This is a genomic window from Stenotrophomonas sp. STEN147 (genome assembly GCF_056757995.1).
This window is the reverse complement of the sequence record NZ_JBRRCG010000003.1, coordinates 169,739-185,475: the sequence shown is the minus strand read 5'-3', so window position 1 is coordinate 185,475 and position 15,737 is coordinate 169,739. Positions and strand designations below refer to the sequence as shown.

Below are 15,737 nucleotides of genomic sequence, written 5' to 3'. Positions count from 1 at the left end.
ACCGGCACGGTATCCTGCACGACGGAATCGAGTTCTGAGGTAATCCATGGCGGGAGCCAAGCGCGGGTGTCTGTTCGTGGTAACGCTGCTGGTGGTGCTGGTCGCGGTCGTGGCCGGCGCGGGCGCGTGGTTCTTCTACAAGCAGACCCAGTTCGCCGATGCCCGGATCTCCCCCTCCGCAGAGACCGTGGTGATCGCCAGCGGCGATGGCCTGAACACCGTGCTGCGCAAGCTGCGCGAGGCGGGCGTGGACGAAGGCCAGGACGCACAGTGGCAGCTGCTGGCACGCCAGCTCGACGCCGCCGGCAAGCTGAAGGTGGGTGAGTACGCGCTGGACAACCAGCTGACCCCGCGCGAGCTGCTGCTGCGCATGCGCGCCGGCAAGGTGCTGCAGCACCGCGTCACCATCATCGAAGGCTGGAACATCCGCCAGCTGCGCGCGGCGCTGAAGCGTGCCGATCCACTGCTGCACACCACCGATGATCTTGATGATGCGGCACTGATGCAGCGCCTGGGCTTCGGCGGCCAGCATCCGGAAGGCCGGTTCCTGCCGGAGACCTACATCTACCAGCGCGGTGACAGCGACGTGGATGTGCTCAAGCGTGCGCATGCGGCGATGGAAAAGGCGCTGGACGAGGCCTGGCAGAGCCGTGCACCGGACCTGCCGATCAACACGCCGTACGAGCTGCTGACGCTGGCATCGATCATCGAGAAGGAAACCGCGCTGGCCAGCGAGCGCCCGCAGATTGCCGGCGTGTTCATGCGCCGCCTGCAGATCGGCATGCGCCTGCAGACCGATCCCACCGTGATCTATGGCATCGGCGCGGCCTATGACGGCAACATCCGCCGCCGCGACCTGACCACCGATACGCCTTACAACACCTATACCCGTGCGGGCCTGACCCCGACCCCCATCGCCATGCCCAGCCGCGACGCCCTGATGGCCGCGGCACAGCCGGCAGCGGGGGATGCACTGTATTTCGTCGCCGTTGGCGATGGCAGTGGCGCGCACGTGTTCTCTTCCAGCCTGGACCAGCACAACGCTGCGGTAGCGCGCTACCTGCAGCAGCTGCGCCAGCAACGCACCCAGGAGACCCCGGCGCAATGAGTCCCGCGCTGCTACGCCACCCGCGTTTCGTCAGCCTGGAAGGCGGCGAGGGCGCCGGCAAGACCACTGCGATCAATGCCATCCGCGCGTGCCTGCGCCAGCATGGCCATGAAGTCGTGCTGACCCGCGAACCGGGCGGCACGCCGCTGGCCGAGCGCATCCGCAGCCTGATACTGAAGCCCGATGCCGAGATCGCCGCCGAGCCGCTCAGTGCCGAGGCCGAACTGCTGCTGGTGTTCGCCGCCCGCGCGCAGCACGTGCGGGAGGTGATCCAGCCGGCCCTGCAGCGCGGTGCCTACGTGCTGAGTGATCGCTTCACCGATTCCAGCTACGCCTACCAGGGAGGGGGCCGTGGCCTGGACCCGCAGTGGATTGCCGAGCTGGAGCGCCGTGCCGTTGGCCTGTTGCCGGGCCTGACCCTGCTGCTGGATGTGGACGTGGCGGTCGGTCGTGCGCGCGCCAATGGCCGCGACCTGTGGCCGGACCGCATCGAGAGCGAGCAGGACGATTTCTTCCAGCGCGTGCGTGAAGTGTTCCGCAGCCGCGCCCAGCAGGACCCACAGCGTTTCGCCGTGATCGACGCGGGCCAGGTGCAGGAACGCGTGGCCGCCGACGTGATCGCGCAGGTCGAGCGCTGGCTGCAGGAAGGAAAGGGCGCATGAGCACCTTCTCGCCTTGGCAGCAGCGCGCATTCGATCAGACCGTGGCCGCGCTCGACGCGGGCCGGCTGGGGCATGGCCTGTTGATCTGCGGCCCGGCCGGGCTGGGCAAGCGCGAGGTTGCGCTGGCGTTGGCCGACCACGTGCTGGCGCAGGGCGATGCCGCGCACGCCACGCGCACCCGCCACCTGATCGCTGCCGGTACCCACCCGGACCTGCAGCTGGTGAGCTTCATTCCGAACAAGAGCGGCGACAAGCTGCGTACCGAGATCGTCATCGAGCAGGTGCGCGAGATCACCGACAAACTGGCATTGACCCCGCAGTACGGCGTGGCCCAGGTGGTGATCGTCGATCCGGCCGATGCGATCAACCGCTCCGCGGCCAATGCATTGCTCAAGACGCTGGAAGAGCCGCAGCCCGGCCGCTACCTGTGGCTGATCAGCAGCGACCCGGCACGCCTGCCGCAGACCATCCGCAGCCGGTGCCAGCGCCTGGAGTTCAAGCTGCCGCCGCACGAGGAAGCGCTGGCCTGGTTGCAGCAGCAGGGCCACAGCGACGCCTCCGCACGCGAAGCGCTGGACGCCGCGCGCGGCCATCCCGGCCAGGCCGACAACTGGCTGCGCGAGGACGGGCTGAGCCTGCGCCGTGAGGTGGCCCGCGACCTGGAGCAGCTGGCCGCCGGCAAGACCGGCGCGGTGGAGCTGGCGCAGAAGTGGTGCGGTGACGACAATGCGGCGCTGCGCCTGCGCTTCGCCGCCGACCTGGCGCTGGCCCAGGCCAGCACGGACGCCTTGACCGCGCCGGAGCGATTGCACAAGCTGGCAGCCTGGTTCGACGCTGCCAACCGCACCCGCGACCTGCTGCGCACCACGGTGCGTACAGACCTTGCGGTGGTCGAGTTGCTGCTGGCCTGGAACAAGGTGAACGAGCGGCCTGCCGCAAGGGGAAATCGATGAGTGCCAGCAACGCCCGCCAGGGCATCCTGTCCCTGGCCGTGAAGGACAAAGCCGCGCTGTACAGCGCGTACATGCCGTTCGTGAAGAACGGCGGCATCTTCGTGCCCACGCCCAAGCGCTACTTCCTCGGCGACGAGGTCTTCCTGCTGCTGACCCTGCCCGATTCCAGCGAGCGCCTGCCGGTGGCCGGCAAGGTGATCTGGGTGACCCCGGCAGGGGCGCAGGGCAACCGTACCGCGGGCATCGGCGTGCAGCTGGCCGACGGCGCCGAAGGCGAGGGCGTGCGGCACAAGATCGAGACCCAGCTGGCCGGCCTGACCAGCTCGGACAAGCCTACCCACACGATGTGAGGCAGCGCCGGGCCACGCCCGGCGGCACGCCTCGAAAACACACGTGAAGACGGATGTGAAAACTGTTGACGGCCTCTGAAAAGTTCCTATAATGAGCGGCTCAGCAACACACCGGGCGGTTAGCTCAGCGGTAGAGCATTGCCTTCACACGGCAAGGGTCACAGGTTCGATCCCTGTACCGCCCACCATGTTGCAGAACGAAAAAAGCCTCCAGCAATGGGGGCTTTTTTGTTGTCTGATGATGCGTGCCAGCGTCACTGCTGCGGCTGCCATCAGCCGTGCTGATCCAGCAGATCCCGCGCGATCATCGCCGTCGCATCCAACAGGTCGTGGCCGCTACCGGCCTGCACTACAACCGCCAGCAGATTGCGGCCCACCTCGGCATTGCCGCTGGTCAGTTCCATCTCGCCTTCAAAGCACAGATCGGCCAGCCATTCGTGGGCCTGTTGAAGCCCGCGCTTGCGGATGCGGCGAAATTCCGCCAGCAGCTTCGCCTGGCCGGCCTCCTGCTCACCCTCGGCCAGCAGGCCGATGGCACCGCCGTGCGCTGCGCGCCAGATGGCCGGCAGCGGGCGGCCGTTCGCGTCCACCACGTCCGCCGAGAACTGGGCGCAGTACATTTCGTAGCGTTTGCCCGCCGTACTGCGGGGCACGATGCCGGCCTCGGCGAGCAGGCACTCGGCTTCATCCAGTTTTCTGAACTTCAACCGCAGCAGTGCAGGGCGGCTCATCTGTTGGGACAGCGCGTGCTGGTTGGCGGCAAACCATACGTTCCAACCCACGGTTGCGCGGCCTTCCAGTGCGGCCTTGAAGTACTCCAGGTGTTCGGCGTCCATTGCGGCCTCCTGCGATCCCTGCGCGATTGTAGCGGGAGGGCATCCGCGCCGGTCAGTCAGCGCCGGAGAGGCAATGATTCGCCTCACGCACCAGTTGTCGCGCGGCCACGATCAGTCCGTCGGTGTGGAAAGCGCCCAGCTGTTCGTCCGGGCTGCCCTCGTTGCGCGCACGGTCGGCAGCCTGCAGCAGATCGAGCAGTGCGCTGAGCCCGGACAGCGAGCGGCGCAGCGAGGCGTGATTGCTGGCAACGAGGGTGAGGCTGTTGCACGGCTGTCCGTCATCGCCGTCGGCGCGGCTGATGGCATTGAGGTACGTGAAGAAGGCAGGCGACTGCACGGGCAGACTCTGTTCGTGCAAGGCGCACTCGATCTCGCGTGCGAGGTCCTCGGGCACGTCGGCGGCGATGTCGCCGATCAGGGCGTGCAGACGGGGATGGACAGCGGTGCGGTTGGTCATGGCGAAACCCTCACTGGCGTGGGGCCACCTTCCGAAGCGAAGGTGGCGGACGGTGCGGGTTGGCGTACCAAGGCAAACGAACTTCCACCGAGAGGAAGGCCTGGCGGATCTTGCGATCCCCACGCACCGGCCGCCATTGAAGGCAATCGATGCATTCTCTCTGCTGCGGCGTGAACCGCAGCGGTGGAAGTTCGTTCGTTTATTCGAGACGCCAATCCCGGCCAAGGCACTTTGCCTCGGCGGGGCCATCATCGAACTGCCCGAATGGACAAGTCAGTAAGGAAATTTGCATTGAAACGGCGACAACGCAGGTGGTTCCAGTTATGTGAGCCAGTACCGCACTCGAGTGTACGCTGGGGCAAGCCGGGCACTATCGATCTGTGTACGTGACGAGGCTCGCTGATCCGGCTGAGGCAAATGCGTCAACGTGCGATGGTTCACCCTCCCGAGGGAGGGTGATGTTGCGCTACAAGCTGGATGTGCTCTCGTTCAACATAAGATGCGCAAACGATGCGTACCAGTCGATATCAACACGGCTGTAGACGTGCGCATCGCATTCATTCAGTGCTGTGGAGTGATAGGTGTCGAGCAGAATGAAGTCATCGCCCATCTGAGGCGTGCCGCTTACCTGAATGGCGCGGTCCAGGTGGTATTCGAACGCTTCCACCACCGGATCTACAACCAACTCCCGACGAATCTGCACGATCTCCTCGTTGTCCTGCCCAAACGGTCGGATCAACTCGACGGGCAACAGGATGTCGATGAAGCGTCCTGGCATCGCGAAGCCATTGCTGACCTTCAGGAAATCGCGATAGCTCTTTGGCAATCTGACGCCAAGGCGATTTTCAGCATCAACGATGGCCTTTTCACTGGCACCGGGCACACCACACCAATCGAGGGTTCCGGTCAGCGCGCGTCGGGCGACATCTGCCATGGGACTGTCCGGGTACTGCTCTGCGAAGGGTTGCATGCCCATGTCAATTTCTGGCGCGGCGAGCCGTTCTTCCAGTGTGGATAGAACGCCTTGATTGAGGCGGGTGAGAAGGTCGAGCCACGCAGCTGCGCCCGAAGGCACGGGAGGTTGTTTGGTTGATGTGTTCACAGGAGGATCATCCAAAGGGAAGGGTAGCTGGATGTGAGCAGAGCATTGCTACTTGCTGGCGTACTCAGGCGTGCCGTTGCAGATAGGCCAGTGCATTCCTCATCTCCGCATCCATACCGAACGGGTCCGACGGGCCGATGTGCCCCAGGTTGAACATCGACGGTTCAACGCCTTCACTTCCCGCACGGTCATCAAGCAGGATGAAATCCCACCTGTCGTTGGGCGGTCCGGAGATCTGCAGGGTGTTCTCAAGCCGGCCTTCCAGCAGATCGGGGACTTCATTCTCCAGCCCGTCCAGCATTTTTTTCCAGAATGCGGCCACGTCCGGATAGTTCACGCCGAGCGGTTGCACCAGCTCAATCGGAAGGTAGGAGGTGATTGCCCTGCCCGGGAGCAGGAAGCCGTTGGATACTTCAAGGAAGCGTCGATACTCAGCGGGGAGCTGGATGCCCAATCGATGTTCCGCCCGTTCAATCTGAGCGGGCGTTGCAGGTGGAAGTCCGAGCCACTCAGCTTTGCGTGCCATTGCATCGGTGGCGAGAGCGGATATCGGATGCTCTGGATATCGGTCGACCAACTGGCTCAGTCCAAACCCAAACGGCGATGGGTCGCTGTCATGTGGGATGGACGCGAGGCAGGCCCGGTTGATCTCGCGGAGCAGTTCGTTCCATTCATCATGCGTCATGACATCACTCTTTGATGGATAACCAGAATGATTCGCCGTCCAGAATCCTGGCGTGGGTGCAGTAGAAGCCCTTGAGAAGGCCGCCGACGCGCTTGTTGTCCGAGGCGTCGATGTACTTCACCGACACGTTCTCCGCCGGGCTCTGTGCGGCGCCCTGCCGGGTTGCCGCGAAGGGGTATTCATCGCAGTTCAGGCCGGGAGCAGCTGAGCCTGGGAATCGTTGCCGACACAGTTCAACCGAGGCGGCGCGATTCTTCTCGATTTCTGTGATGGCAACCTGCCGTGTCAGCGCTGAGCCTCGAAGCGCCGGATCGGGATTCCACCTTCCGGGGTTGCCCGGCAGGCTGTCCAGGGCGCTCTTGATATGCTGGGCCGACTCATCAACGTCCGGATTGCTTGTCTGCAATTCGAAGACTGCGGGATACGTTGAGAATCGACAACCAGAGTACTGCTTTGTGGCCAGCCTTTCACACCGCAGTTCCGGTGCCGACATCTCGATCGGCGTCTGGTCCACATTGAAACGCGTCAGGATCAGCTGGGTGTTCTGGCTGGTGCGTCCATCCTCGGTGTCCATACCGAGCGTCGCAGCAAAGTCATAGGCACCTTGCCCGCCGATGGTGATCGTCTGGAACTGTTGCTTCTCGGTACAGCTGCCGCAGTACAGGAAGGGCGCCATCGTCAGCCCCTTGGATGCCTCACCCACAACATCCCGGATGTCCACACGTACGCGATGCGTCCAGGTGGTGCCGGTGCGTGGAAGGTAAGCGTAGTCGTACATCGTGATGTCCGAATACTCCTCTGCGCCGATGTCGGTGTTGTAGGACACGTAGCGCGCAGTTCGCTTGACGCAGTAGTGCCGCCGCGACCCTGCCGCCTCCTCCTCGTCCTTGTCGGTGGCATCTTTGCAGAGCTCCTCGAACGAAGGCTCTTCGTTGCGCATGTCCGCTTCGTACCGATCAAGTTCGGCGAAGGACATGGTGGCGATCATCTGCGCGTCGCTGGGGCAGTCATCGTCCTGCTGCGCGTGTGCGGTGAACGCGCACAGCGTCGCAGCCAGGGCCAGTGGTGTCAGTTTCATCCGGATCTCCTTGGGTTGGACAGGTCGCCGGCAGAAGGTGCCGGTGGCCCTTGATGCGCTTGCCCACAGGAGAAGGAGGGTAGGAATACCCCGGCCGTCGGTCGGGGCGTGATACCGGGCACGGCCCGTATGTGGCTTCGATCACTGGCGCGCGGGTGGTCAGTCACGTTGGCCTGCTCACGCCAGACCCGATGCGACAGCCGCGCACCCTTGCGGAGTGCCCTGCAGCGTGCTCCCATCGGCCGGGACACTTCGCCGCGTCTCCGGAGCCCCACCATGCCGCTCGCCCGCATCGATCTCCGCAAAGGCCAATCCGCCGACTACCTGCAGCGCGTCGGCGAGGCCATCTACCAGGCCATGCGCGCTGTCGGCGTGCCCGAGAACGACCGCTTCCAGATCTTCCAGGAGCACGACGCCGCCACCCTGGTCTACGACCCCAGCTATCTGGGTGTGCAGCGCTCCGACGATTTCATCTGCATCCAGATCACCTGGAACGAGGGCCGCACCCTGGAGCAGAAGAAGGCGCTGTACGCGGGCATCGCTGACGGCCTGCATGCGGCAGTGGGCATCCGCCGCGAGGACGTGTTCATCAATCTGGTGGAAGTGAAGAAGGAGAACTGGTCGTTCGGACATGGCGTTGCCCAGTACGCGACGTGAGGCGCCTGCGTCACCCTGTCGCAGGGGCAAAACCCTGAACGTGGTCCAAGGTTGCGGCGCCGCGCCGTAGAATGCCCGGGTGCACCGCCCCCGATTCCACCGCCGGTTCCAGGCCCTGGCATGGCTTGCCCTGCTGCTGGTGCTGCTTGCCCCGCTGGTGAGCCGCTGGGTGGCGCATGGCCGCGTGGCAGCGGCGGTGCCGGTGGCGGCGATGGATCATTCGCTGCATGCGCAGCACACGATGGAAGGCCATCACGACCATCATGCGATGGCGACGCCGCACGGTGAGGCCGCGAAGAATCCGCCCGCCGATCCACACGCCGATCATGAAATGGGCGTGGATTGCGATTACTGCCTGATCGCTGCGCGGTTGATCACCCTGCTGGTGGCGGCATTCCTGCTGCTGGTGCCCTTGGCGCCGGTCTGCCGGGCGCGGCTGGGCGCTGTGCTGGCAGTGCCCGCGCGCCTGGCGGGAACCCTCGGGGCGCGGGGACCACCGGCGGCATCGGTGGGCTGAGCCGCGCACGCGGCCGTGCATTCCCTCTGATGGAAGCCGCCAGGCATGGCCTGGCGCTACCGCGTGCGCTTTCCTTCCTGCTGCCCCGCAGTGCGGGGTGGCATTGCATGCCGTGAAAAAATGAAAAGACATCCGAAGCGCGTTGCCCTGTGTTGGGCGACGCTGCCGGCGCTGTGCGCCTGCGCCCTCCCTGTTGCACCTGCCCGTGCCGAAGCGGCGGGCCCGACCACCCTCGACACCGTACGCGTGGTCGATACCCGGCACGGTGCGCTGTCGGCCACCCCCGGCGCAGGTTCCGCGCTGGGCCTGAACGTGTTGCAGACACCCGCGGCGCTCACCGTGATCGACCGCGACCAGCTGGAGCAGCGCGGTGATTCCAGCCTCAACGATGCGATCAGCCGCGCGGGTGCGATCAGCGCGATGCCGCATCCGGGCAATGGCCTCAGCGCGCTGTCCAGCCGGGGTTTCACCGATGGGGCGTCGGTGATGCGCCTGTACGATGGCCTGCGCCAGTACGGCGGCGTGGGCATCACCTTCCCGTTCGATACCTGGTCCATCGAGCGCATCGAAGTGCTGCGCGGGCCGGCCTCGGTGATCCACGGCGACGGTGCGATCGGCGGTGTGATCAACATCGTGCCGAAGAAGCCTTCGCGCGGTGCCGTCGAGAACGAGATCAGCGTGACGGTGGGCAGCGAGGACACCGCGCGCTTGGGCTTCGGCAGCGGTGGCGCGCTGACGCCCGAGCTGGCCTACCGGCTGGATGTGAGCGGCAACTACAGCGGCGGCTGGGTGGACCGTGGTCGCAACAGTGACGCGACTTTCTCCGGGGCATTGCTGTGGCAGCCGCGTACCGACCTGCAGCTGACGCTCACCCATGCGCAGGGCTACCAGCAGCCGACGCGCTACTTCGGCACGCCGCTGGTGGATGGCCGGCAGTGGGGCGCACTGCGCCACCGCAACTACAACGTGGAAGACAGTGACATCCGCTTCCGTGACCGCTGGACCCAGCTCGATGCACTGTGGACGCCGAACGCGAAGGTGGAGTGGCGCACCCGCGTCTACCAGATCGACAGCCAGCGCGATTGGCGCAACGCCGAGGCCTATGTCTACAACCCGCGTACCGGCCTGATTGACCGCTCGGGCAACACCCAGATCACCCACAACCAGGACCAGACCGGGCTGACCTCGACGCTGCGCGTGCAGGGTGAGGTGGGCGGTCTTGCCAACAGTTTCGCGGTCGGAATGGATGCCAACCGTGCGCATTTCAAGCACACCAACAATACCTATGCCGGCAGTTCCGGTCCGGTCGATCCGTTCCATCCGGTGCCGGGGCAGTTTGCCAGCGATGCGCCGAACCTGCCGCGCTACCGCAACAGTGCCGAGCAGTACGCACTGTTCGTGGAAGACCGGCTGGCCCTGAGCGAGCGCTGGTCGGTACTGGGCGGGCTGCGCCACGACCGCGCGCGCATCGATCTTACCGATCTGATCAGCGGCCAGAGGGCATTCTCGAAGACCTACAGCAGCACCGGCTGGCGAGCAGGCACGGTATTCGCGCTGCAGCCGACGCTGAGCCTGTACGCGCAGTATTCGCAGGCGGCCGACCCGGTCAGCGGCCTGTTGATGATCAGTCCGGCCAACGGTGCCTTCGACCTGGCCAAGGGGCGTCAGGTCGAAGTCGGCCTGAAGCAGGCCTTCGACGGTGGCGAGTGGACGCTGGCGGCGTACCGGATCCGCAAGACCGGGCTGCTCAGCCGTGATCCGCTGCTCCCGGATCGTCGGGTGCAGGTGGGCGCGCAGACTTCGCGCGGAATCGAGGCGTCCTTGAACTGGAATTTCGCGCCGCAGTGGACGCTCGATGCCAACGCGACGGTGCTGAAGGCCGAGTTCGAGGACTTCCTGGAAGCCACCGGTTCGCCGGCCGTGCTGGTCTCGCGCGATGGCAACGTGCCGCCGAACGTGGCCGAGCGGCTGGCCAATGTGTGGCTGAGCTGGCAGTTCCTGCCGTACTGGACCGTGGCCGGCGGTGCGCGTTACGTCGGCAAGCGCTACGCCGACAACGCCAATACCCTGGAGCTGCCGGGCTACAGCACCACCGATCTGGCGCTGACCTGGCAGGCGGCACCGCGCACGCGGGTGAGCGCGCGCCTGTTCAACGTGTTCGACAAGGCGTACTACGCGACGGCGTACTACACCAGCACGCAGTGGCTGCTGGGCGCGGACCGCCGCGTCGAATTCACCCTCGATCACCGCTTCTGAGGACGCACGCCATGTCGCTGCGATCCACTGCCAAGCGCTGGACCTACCTGGTGCACCGTTGGCTGGGCATCGGCGGATGCCTGCTGATGCTGCTGTGGTTTGTCAGCGGCATGGTGATGCTGTTCGTCGGCTACCCGAAGCTGACGCCCGGCGAGCGGCTGGCGGCGTTGCCGGTGCTGGGCGAGGCGCATGGGCTGCTTGGACTGTCGGCGTTGCCAGCGGCCGTGCAGGCTGAGCCGGAAAGCGTGGCGCTGACCACGCTGCGTGGCGAGCCCGCCTATGTGGTGCGTAGTGGCAACCACGTGGGAGCCTGGTCGGCGCGTACCGGGCAGGTCCTGCTGCCGGTATCGGCACAGCGCGCCGAAGCCTCGGCGGCGCAGTTTGCCGGCGGCCCGGCATTCGTGGGTGCGATGCGCGTGGATGAGGACCGCTGGACGCATTCGCGTGCGCTGGATGCGCATCGGCCGCTGTACCGGGTCGAGGTGGGCGGTGCGCGGCCGGGTGACCTGTACGTGTCTTCGCGCACCGGCGAGGTGGTGCTGGATGCACCGCATGCGCAGCAGCGCTGGAACTATGTGGGCGCTTGGCTGCACTGGCTGTACTTCCTGCGCATGCAGTCGGTGGACCCGGTGTGGACGTGGGTGGTGATCGTGCTGTCAGCACTGTGCACGGTGGCGGCGGTGAGCGGCATCGTGGTGGGTCTGTTGCGCTGGCGCTTCCGTGGCACCTATCGTTCGGGCGCGAAGACGCCGTACGTCGAGCCGTGGATGCGCTGGCATCATCTGATCGGTCTGACGGCTGCGGCGTTCGTGTTCACCTGGATCTTCAGCGGGCTGATGTCGATGAATCCGCTGGGCGTGTTCAGCAGTACGCGCGTGGCGATCGACACGGCGCAGTATCGCGGCGGTGCGGTGGTAGTGAATGGCCCACTGGGCGAACCGGCAGCGCTGCTGGCTGCGGCCCATGGTGGGCTGTTCATGCCGGTGGAGATCCAGTGGCGGCGCATCGGCGGTGAGCTGTTCGCGCTGTTGCTGGACGGGCAGGGCGATACGCGCATCGTATCCGCAGACGAAGGGCATCTCCGGATGATGCCGCTGCTGCCGGTGGCATGGCTGCAGCAGAAGGCGCAGGCGATGTCTGCCGCGCCGATGCATCGGTTCGCACTACTGCATGCAGCGGATGCCTATTTCTATCCACGTGCGCCGGAGGCGATGAACGGCGCGGCGGTGCGCCGCTTCCCGGTGGCGGTGGCGGACTTCGGTGATGCCGAGGCGACGCGCGTCTACTTCGATCTGGCCAGCGGCGATCCACTGCTGATCCTGGGGCATCGTGAGCGCGTCGGGCGCTGGCTGTTCTACTTCCTGCACAGCTGGGACCTGCCGGCAATGCTGCGGCAGGAGACGGCCCGGTTGGGCGTGCTGCTGCTGTTGAGCACCGCCGGCACCGCGCTGTGCGCGACGGCTACGGTGATCGGTTATCGACGATTGCGGATGAAGGTCCGGCGTCGGCGCCGTTGATGCCGCGCGCTACACCCGCAGCCAGCGCGTGGACACCGCCACCAGCAGCAGCGCGATGGCCACACCGATGAATGCAGCGATCAGGCCGAAATGACTGGCGGCGAAGCCGATGAGTGCCGGGCCGGCAAGAATGCCGGCAAAGCCCAGCGTGGACACGGCGGTGATCGCCAGCGCGCCGGGCATGCGGGTCTGGTGGCCGGCCAGCGAGAACAGCGCCGGCGCGATGTTGGCGCAGCCGAGGCCGACCAGCACATAACCGGCCAGTGAGACCTGCCAGGGCGTGACAAGCGTCAGCACCAGCACGCCACTGGCCGCGAGCAGGCCACCGAACACGATGGCGCGTTCGCGTCCCACCCGCGCCACCAGTGCATCGCCGAGCAGGCGGGCCACGGTCATGGTCAGGGTGAAGATCACATAGCCGATGCCTGCCATGCGCGCATCGACGTTGCGCACGTCACTGAGAAAGACCGCGCTCCAGTCCAGCATCGCGCCTTCGCCGAGGAACGCGACGAAGGCCAGCACGCCGATGAACAGCACGATGCCGTGCGGCATGGCCAGCATCGGCGTGTCGTGCGGCATGCGCTCGCGGTGCCAGTACGACGCCGACAGCAGCATCGCCAGCAGCATCGCGGCCACGCCGATCAGCACCGACGCCAGCGGTGGCAGCTGCAGGGACAGCAGTACGGTCATCATCGCCGCACCCAGGAAGCCGCCGATGCTGAAGAAGGCATGGAAGCCGGACATCATCACACGCCGCGCTTCGCGCTCGACTACCACGGCCTGCACGTTCATCGTGCAGTCCATCGCGCCTACCGCGGCACCGAACACGAACAGCACCAGGCCCAGCAGCCACGGTGAACCGGCCAGGGCCAGGCCCGGCACGGTGAGGCAGATCAACAGCGTACTGGCAACCATCACCCGGCGGCAGCCCAGCCGTGCTGCCAGAACGCCCGCCACTGGCATTGCCAGCAGCGAACCGGCACCCAGGCAGAGCAGCACCAGGCCGAGCGTGGCGTCGTTGAGGTCCGCGCGTGCCTTGGCGAACGGTACCAGCGTCGCCCACAGTGCGGTGGCGAAGCCGGGAATGAAGAATGCAGCGCGGGTCGCGTGCTGTTCGGCACGCGCGCGGTAGGCAACGGACATGGGCGGTTCGGTCAGGGCGGGGTGGGGTGCACCGCAATACCGGCAGCGAGGAAGCGCGCTGCCAGTGCGGGCGGGGCTGATGTGGTCAGCACCAGGTCGTCGATCTCGTCGAGGCCGGCGATCTGCCAGTGGCCACGGGCACCGAGCTTTTCGGTGGTGGCCGCGATAATGACGCGGCTGCTGCAGGCCACCATGGCGCGCTTCAATGTGGCTTCTTCGGCGTCCATCGCCCACACACCAGTGTCGCCGTCCACCGCGCACGGGCCGGGCAGGTACACGTCGGCGCGCAGGCGCTGCACCTGGGCCAGTGCTTCGGCACCGACCGCCCCGCCGCCACTGGCCAGGCGTCCGCCGATCAGCTGCACGGAAGTGCCTTCATGCACGCTGGCGGCGGTGGCGATCTGCGGCGCGTTGGTAATCACCGTCAGTGCCAGTTCGGGCGGCAACTGCTGGGCGATGGCCAGGTTGGTCGAACCGGCATCGAGCAGCACCACCTGGCCAGGTTGCAGCAGGGCACAGACGCGCGCGGCCAGTTCGGCCTTGTCGCCACGATCGCGGGTGAGCCGCTCGCGCAGCGGGCGCTCCTTCGGCGGCGGCAGCACGGCGCCGCCGTAGACGCGCTGGCACAGGCCTTGGGCGGCCAGTTCACGCAGGTCGCGGCGGATCGAATCTTCGGAGACGCCATAGCGGCGCGCCAGTTCCGCAGCGATCACGCGGCCCTGCTGGCGCAGTTCCTCGAGGATCTGCCGGGTACGTTCGGCGGGGAGGGGGCTGGAATCGGCGTTCATGGGGAAAGTGTGCATATTCGTGCATGAACATGCAACAACATGCATCCGGGTCGACGCGCGGGAGCCCCTTCTCCCGGGCGGCCCTGGAAAAGTGCGAGGTGCGGGGCCGGCCGGGCGAGCGCCGGCTCTGCAGGTTCATCACGCCGCGTAGGCGACCCAGCCCTTGAAGATGAATCCGGCGTAGAACAGCTCGATGTCCTTGAAGCCTGCCTCCTGCAGCACGTCCACCTCCTGTTCCGGCGACAGCAGCGGCAGGCGCTCGGCGATGGCGGTGATCGCGCGCTGTGCATCCGCACGGGCAATGCCGGAGGCCTCGCCGAAGGCCGCATAGCGCCTCAACCAGCGCAGCTTCGCCTCCGGCTCCTGCGGGACGCTGTGGTGGGCCACCACCAACGGCGCGCCCGGACGCAGCCGCCTGCGCAGTTCGCGCAGGGTATGCCGGCGCTGGTCGATATCGAGGAAGTGCAGGGTCAGCAGGCAGCTGGCGCCATCGAAGATCGTGGCCGGGGCATCCTCGATGTAGCCCTCCAGCAGCTCCACGTGGTTCATCCGTGTGCCGAGCGTTTCGCGGGCCAGCGCCAGCATCGGGCCAGCCGGATCGACGCCGAGCATGCGCCAGTGGGGGTGGGCGTCAGCGAAGGCCTTCAGCTCCAGGCCGCCACCGGCGCCGAGCACCAGCACGTGGCCGTGCTCGGGCACGTGCTCGGCCAGCAGCAGGTGGGCCATCTGTTGCAGACCGAGGAATCCAGGTACCTGCCGCAGCGGGCCCTCGTGATAGCGGGCCGCAGCCTGGGGATCGGAGAACGAAGGCATCCGGAGGCGACCTGCAGCAGGAGGGGAATTATCACTGTAGCGCAGGCGTCAAGAGGTGCCGTCCAGTCCGCGATGCGGCTGCGGCGTGGTGCGCGCGCACGCCTTCGCAGCCTGTCATCGTGGCGTCGTCGATGCCTCACGCCGGCTATGCAGGCCAGCGTCCACGCTTGATCGTCCCCGCCCCCACGGACACCGACCATGTGGCTGCTTGATCATCTCTGGCCTGTACGCCGGCCCGCGCCTCCGCCGCGCCCCGTTCAAGCAGAGTCCGCGCCACGCCGGCCCTGGCGCAAACGCCCCGCGCGGGCCGGCCGCAGCGGCATGGCGCCCTGGCAGAAGGTCGCCGCGCCGTCACGCCGTACCCGGCACTAGGCGGGGCGGTCGGCCGGATGGTTCACGCCATCGCTGACCGGGATCACGCCCAGCGCGAAGGGATCGATGCCCTCCAGGCAGGCGACGTTGTAGCCGTACTGGTCGGGGTTCGAACGCCGGCGGTGGTGGGTGTAGATGCCGCACACATCGCAGAAGTAATGCTCGGCCACATGCGTGTTGAACTGGTACAGCCGCAGATGGTCCCGCCCTCGCACCACCTGCAGCCCGGCGAGGGCGACGCTGGCGGCGATGGCGCCGCGGCGGCGGCACATCGAACAGTCGCAGCGGCGCGGGTCGACGATGCCGTCCGGCAGGTCCAGGAGCAGTTCGACCGTACCGCAATGACAGCGGGCGCTGTGCTGGGGTTGGACCGCAACACCGGCCACGGAAGTAATGCCCATCGATGCTCCTGGAAGAGGGAACGGTATGCAGAAAACGGCGTT

The 15,737-nt window shown here is 66.4% G+C and carries 17 protein-coding genes and 1 tRNA gene; 9 read left to right on the top strand and 9 right to left on the bottom strand.

Annotated elements, in window-relative coordinates; all coding sequences use genetic code 11:
* The first annotated feature begins 46 nt into the window (after window positions 1-46).
* From mltG to ACVOKU_RS05735, 5 genes are all read left to right on the top strand, one after another.
* A complete protein-coding gene (mltG, locus tag ACVOKU_RS05755; RefSeq protein ID WP_164152176.1) occupies window positions 47-1,108 on the top strand; it encodes an endolytic transglycosylase MltG in 1,062 nt (353 codons plus the stop codon).
* A complete protein-coding gene (gene tmk, locus ACVOKU_RS05750) occupies window positions 1,105-1,770 on the top strand; it encodes a dTMP kinase (protein WP_065182455.1) in 666 nt (221 codons plus the stop codon). Before mltG ends, tmk begins: the two co-directional genes overlap by 4 nt.
* Window positions 1,767-2,723 carry a DNA polymerase III subunit delta' gene (locus tag ACVOKU_RS05745; protein ID WP_481559366.1) on the top strand — a complete coding sequence of 319 codons (957 nt, stop codon included), beginning with the start codon at window positions 1,767-1,769 and terminating at the stop codon, window positions 2,721-2,723. The genes tmk and ACVOKU_RS05745 overlap by 4 nt, the downstream gene beginning before the upstream one ends.
* Window positions 2,720-3,073 (top strand): PilZ domain-containing protein, encoded by a 354-nt coding sequence (locus ACVOKU_RS05740; RefSeq protein WP_053520428.1) that lies wholly within the window; start codon window positions 2,720-2,722, stop codon window positions 3,071-3,073. The genes ACVOKU_RS05745 and ACVOKU_RS05740 overlap by 4 nt, the downstream gene beginning before the upstream one ends.
* 113 nt (window positions 3,074-3,186) lie before the next feature.
* A tRNA-Val gene (locus ACVOKU_RS05735) sits at window positions 3,187-3,261 on the top strand.
* An 84-nt stretch (window positions 3,262-3,345) separates the two neighbouring features.
* On the opposite strand, the gene ACVOKU_RS05730 is transcribed toward ACVOKU_RS05735, so the two are convergent.
* The 5 genes from ACVOKU_RS05730 to ACVOKU_RS05710 form a co-directional block, all read right to left on the bottom strand.
* The gene (locus ACVOKU_RS05730; protein WP_481559365.1) at window positions 3,346-3,909 is read right to left on the bottom strand and encodes a hypothetical protein; all 564 of its coding nucleotides are present in this window, start codon (window positions 3,907-3,909) and stop codon (window positions 3,346-3,348) included.
* Window positions 3,910-3,961: 52 nt separating this feature from the next.
* Complete coding sequence (locus tag ACVOKU_RS05725) at window positions 3,962-4,366, bottom strand: hypothetical protein (protein WP_481559364.1); 405 nt, start codon at window positions 4,364-4,366, stop codon at window positions 3,962-3,964.
* 466 nt (window positions 4,367-4,832) lie between these two features.
* A complete protein-coding gene (locus ACVOKU_RS05720; protein WP_481559363.1) occupies window positions 4,833-5,468 on the bottom strand; it encodes an SMI1/KNR4 family protein in 636 nt (211 codons plus the stop codon).
* A 64-nt stretch (window positions 5,469-5,532) separates the two neighbouring features.
* Window positions 5,533-6,153 (bottom strand): SMI1/KNR4 family protein, encoded by a 621-nt coding sequence (locus ACVOKU_RS05715; RefSeq protein WP_081279791.1) that lies wholly within the window; start codon window positions 6,151-6,153, stop codon window positions 5,533-5,535.
* 4 nt (window positions 6,154-6,157) lie between these two features.
* On the bottom strand, window positions 6,158-7,231 hold the full coding sequence (locus ACVOKU_RS05710; RefSeq protein ID WP_065175965.1) for a NucA/NucB deoxyribonuclease domain-containing protein: 1,074 nt from the start codon (window positions 7,229-7,231) through the stop codon (window positions 6,158-6,160).
* A gap of 276 nt (window positions 7,232-7,507) precedes the next feature.
* On the opposite strand from ACVOKU_RS05710, the gene ACVOKU_RS05705 reads away from it, so the two are divergent.
* The 4 genes from ACVOKU_RS05705 to ACVOKU_RS05690 all read left to right on the top strand — a co-directional run bounded on the left by ACVOKU_RS05705 (window position 7,508) and on the right by ACVOKU_RS05690 (window position 12,178).
* Window positions 7,508-7,888, top strand: coding sequence for a tautomerase family protein (locus tag ACVOKU_RS05705; protein WP_053519221.1), 381 nt, complete (start codon window positions 7,508-7,510; stop codon window positions 7,886-7,888).
* Between the two features lie 130 nt (window positions 7,889-8,018).
* A complete protein-coding gene (locus ACVOKU_RS05700) occupies window positions 8,019-8,405 on the top strand; it encodes a DUF2946 family protein (RefSeq protein ID WP_481559402.1) in 387 nt (128 codons plus the stop codon).
* A gap of 120 nt (window positions 8,406-8,525) precedes the next feature.
* Complete coding sequence (locus tag ACVOKU_RS05695) at window positions 8,526-10,661, top strand: TonB-dependent receptor (protein ID WP_481559362.1); 2,136 nt, start codon at window positions 8,526-8,528, stop codon at window positions 10,659-10,661.
* Between the two features lie 11 nt (window positions 10,662-10,672).
* Complete coding sequence (locus ACVOKU_RS05690; RefSeq protein ID WP_481559361.1) at window positions 10,673-12,178, top strand: PepSY domain-containing protein; 1,506 nt, start codon at window positions 10,673-10,675, stop codon at window positions 12,176-12,178.
* Window positions 12,179-12,187: 9 nt separating this feature from the next.
* Here ACVOKU_RS05690 and ACVOKU_RS05685 read toward each other — a convergent pair whose 3' ends face one another.
* The 4 genes from ACVOKU_RS05685 to ACVOKU_RS05670 all read right to left on the bottom strand — a co-directional run bounded on the left by ACVOKU_RS05685 (window position 12,188) and on the right by ACVOKU_RS05670 (window position 15,695).
* Window positions 12,188-13,321: an MFS transporter gene (locus tag ACVOKU_RS05685; RefSeq protein WP_481559360.1), complete on the bottom strand. Its 1,134-nt coding sequence runs from the start codon at window positions 13,319-13,321 to the stop codon at window positions 12,188-12,190.
* 11 nt (window positions 13,322-13,332) lie between these two features.
* Window positions 13,333-14,109 (bottom strand): DeoR/GlpR family DNA-binding transcription regulator, encoded by a 777-nt coding sequence (locus tag ACVOKU_RS05680; RefSeq protein WP_481559359.1) that lies wholly within the window; start codon window positions 14,107-14,109, stop codon window positions 13,333-13,335.
* Window positions 14,110-14,247: 138 nt separating this feature from the next.
* Window positions 14,248-14,922, bottom strand: a complete 675-nt coding sequence (locus tag ACVOKU_RS05675; RefSeq protein WP_481559358.1) for a methyltransferase domain-containing protein — start codon at window positions 14,920-14,922, stop codon at window positions 14,248-14,250.
* Between the two features lie 368 nt (window positions 14,923-15,290).
* Window positions 15,291-15,695 (bottom strand): GFA family protein, encoded by a 405-nt coding sequence (locus ACVOKU_RS05670; RefSeq protein WP_053519241.1) that lies wholly within the window; start codon window positions 15,693-15,695, stop codon window positions 15,291-15,293.
* Window positions 15,696-15,737: the final 42 nt, after the last annotated feature.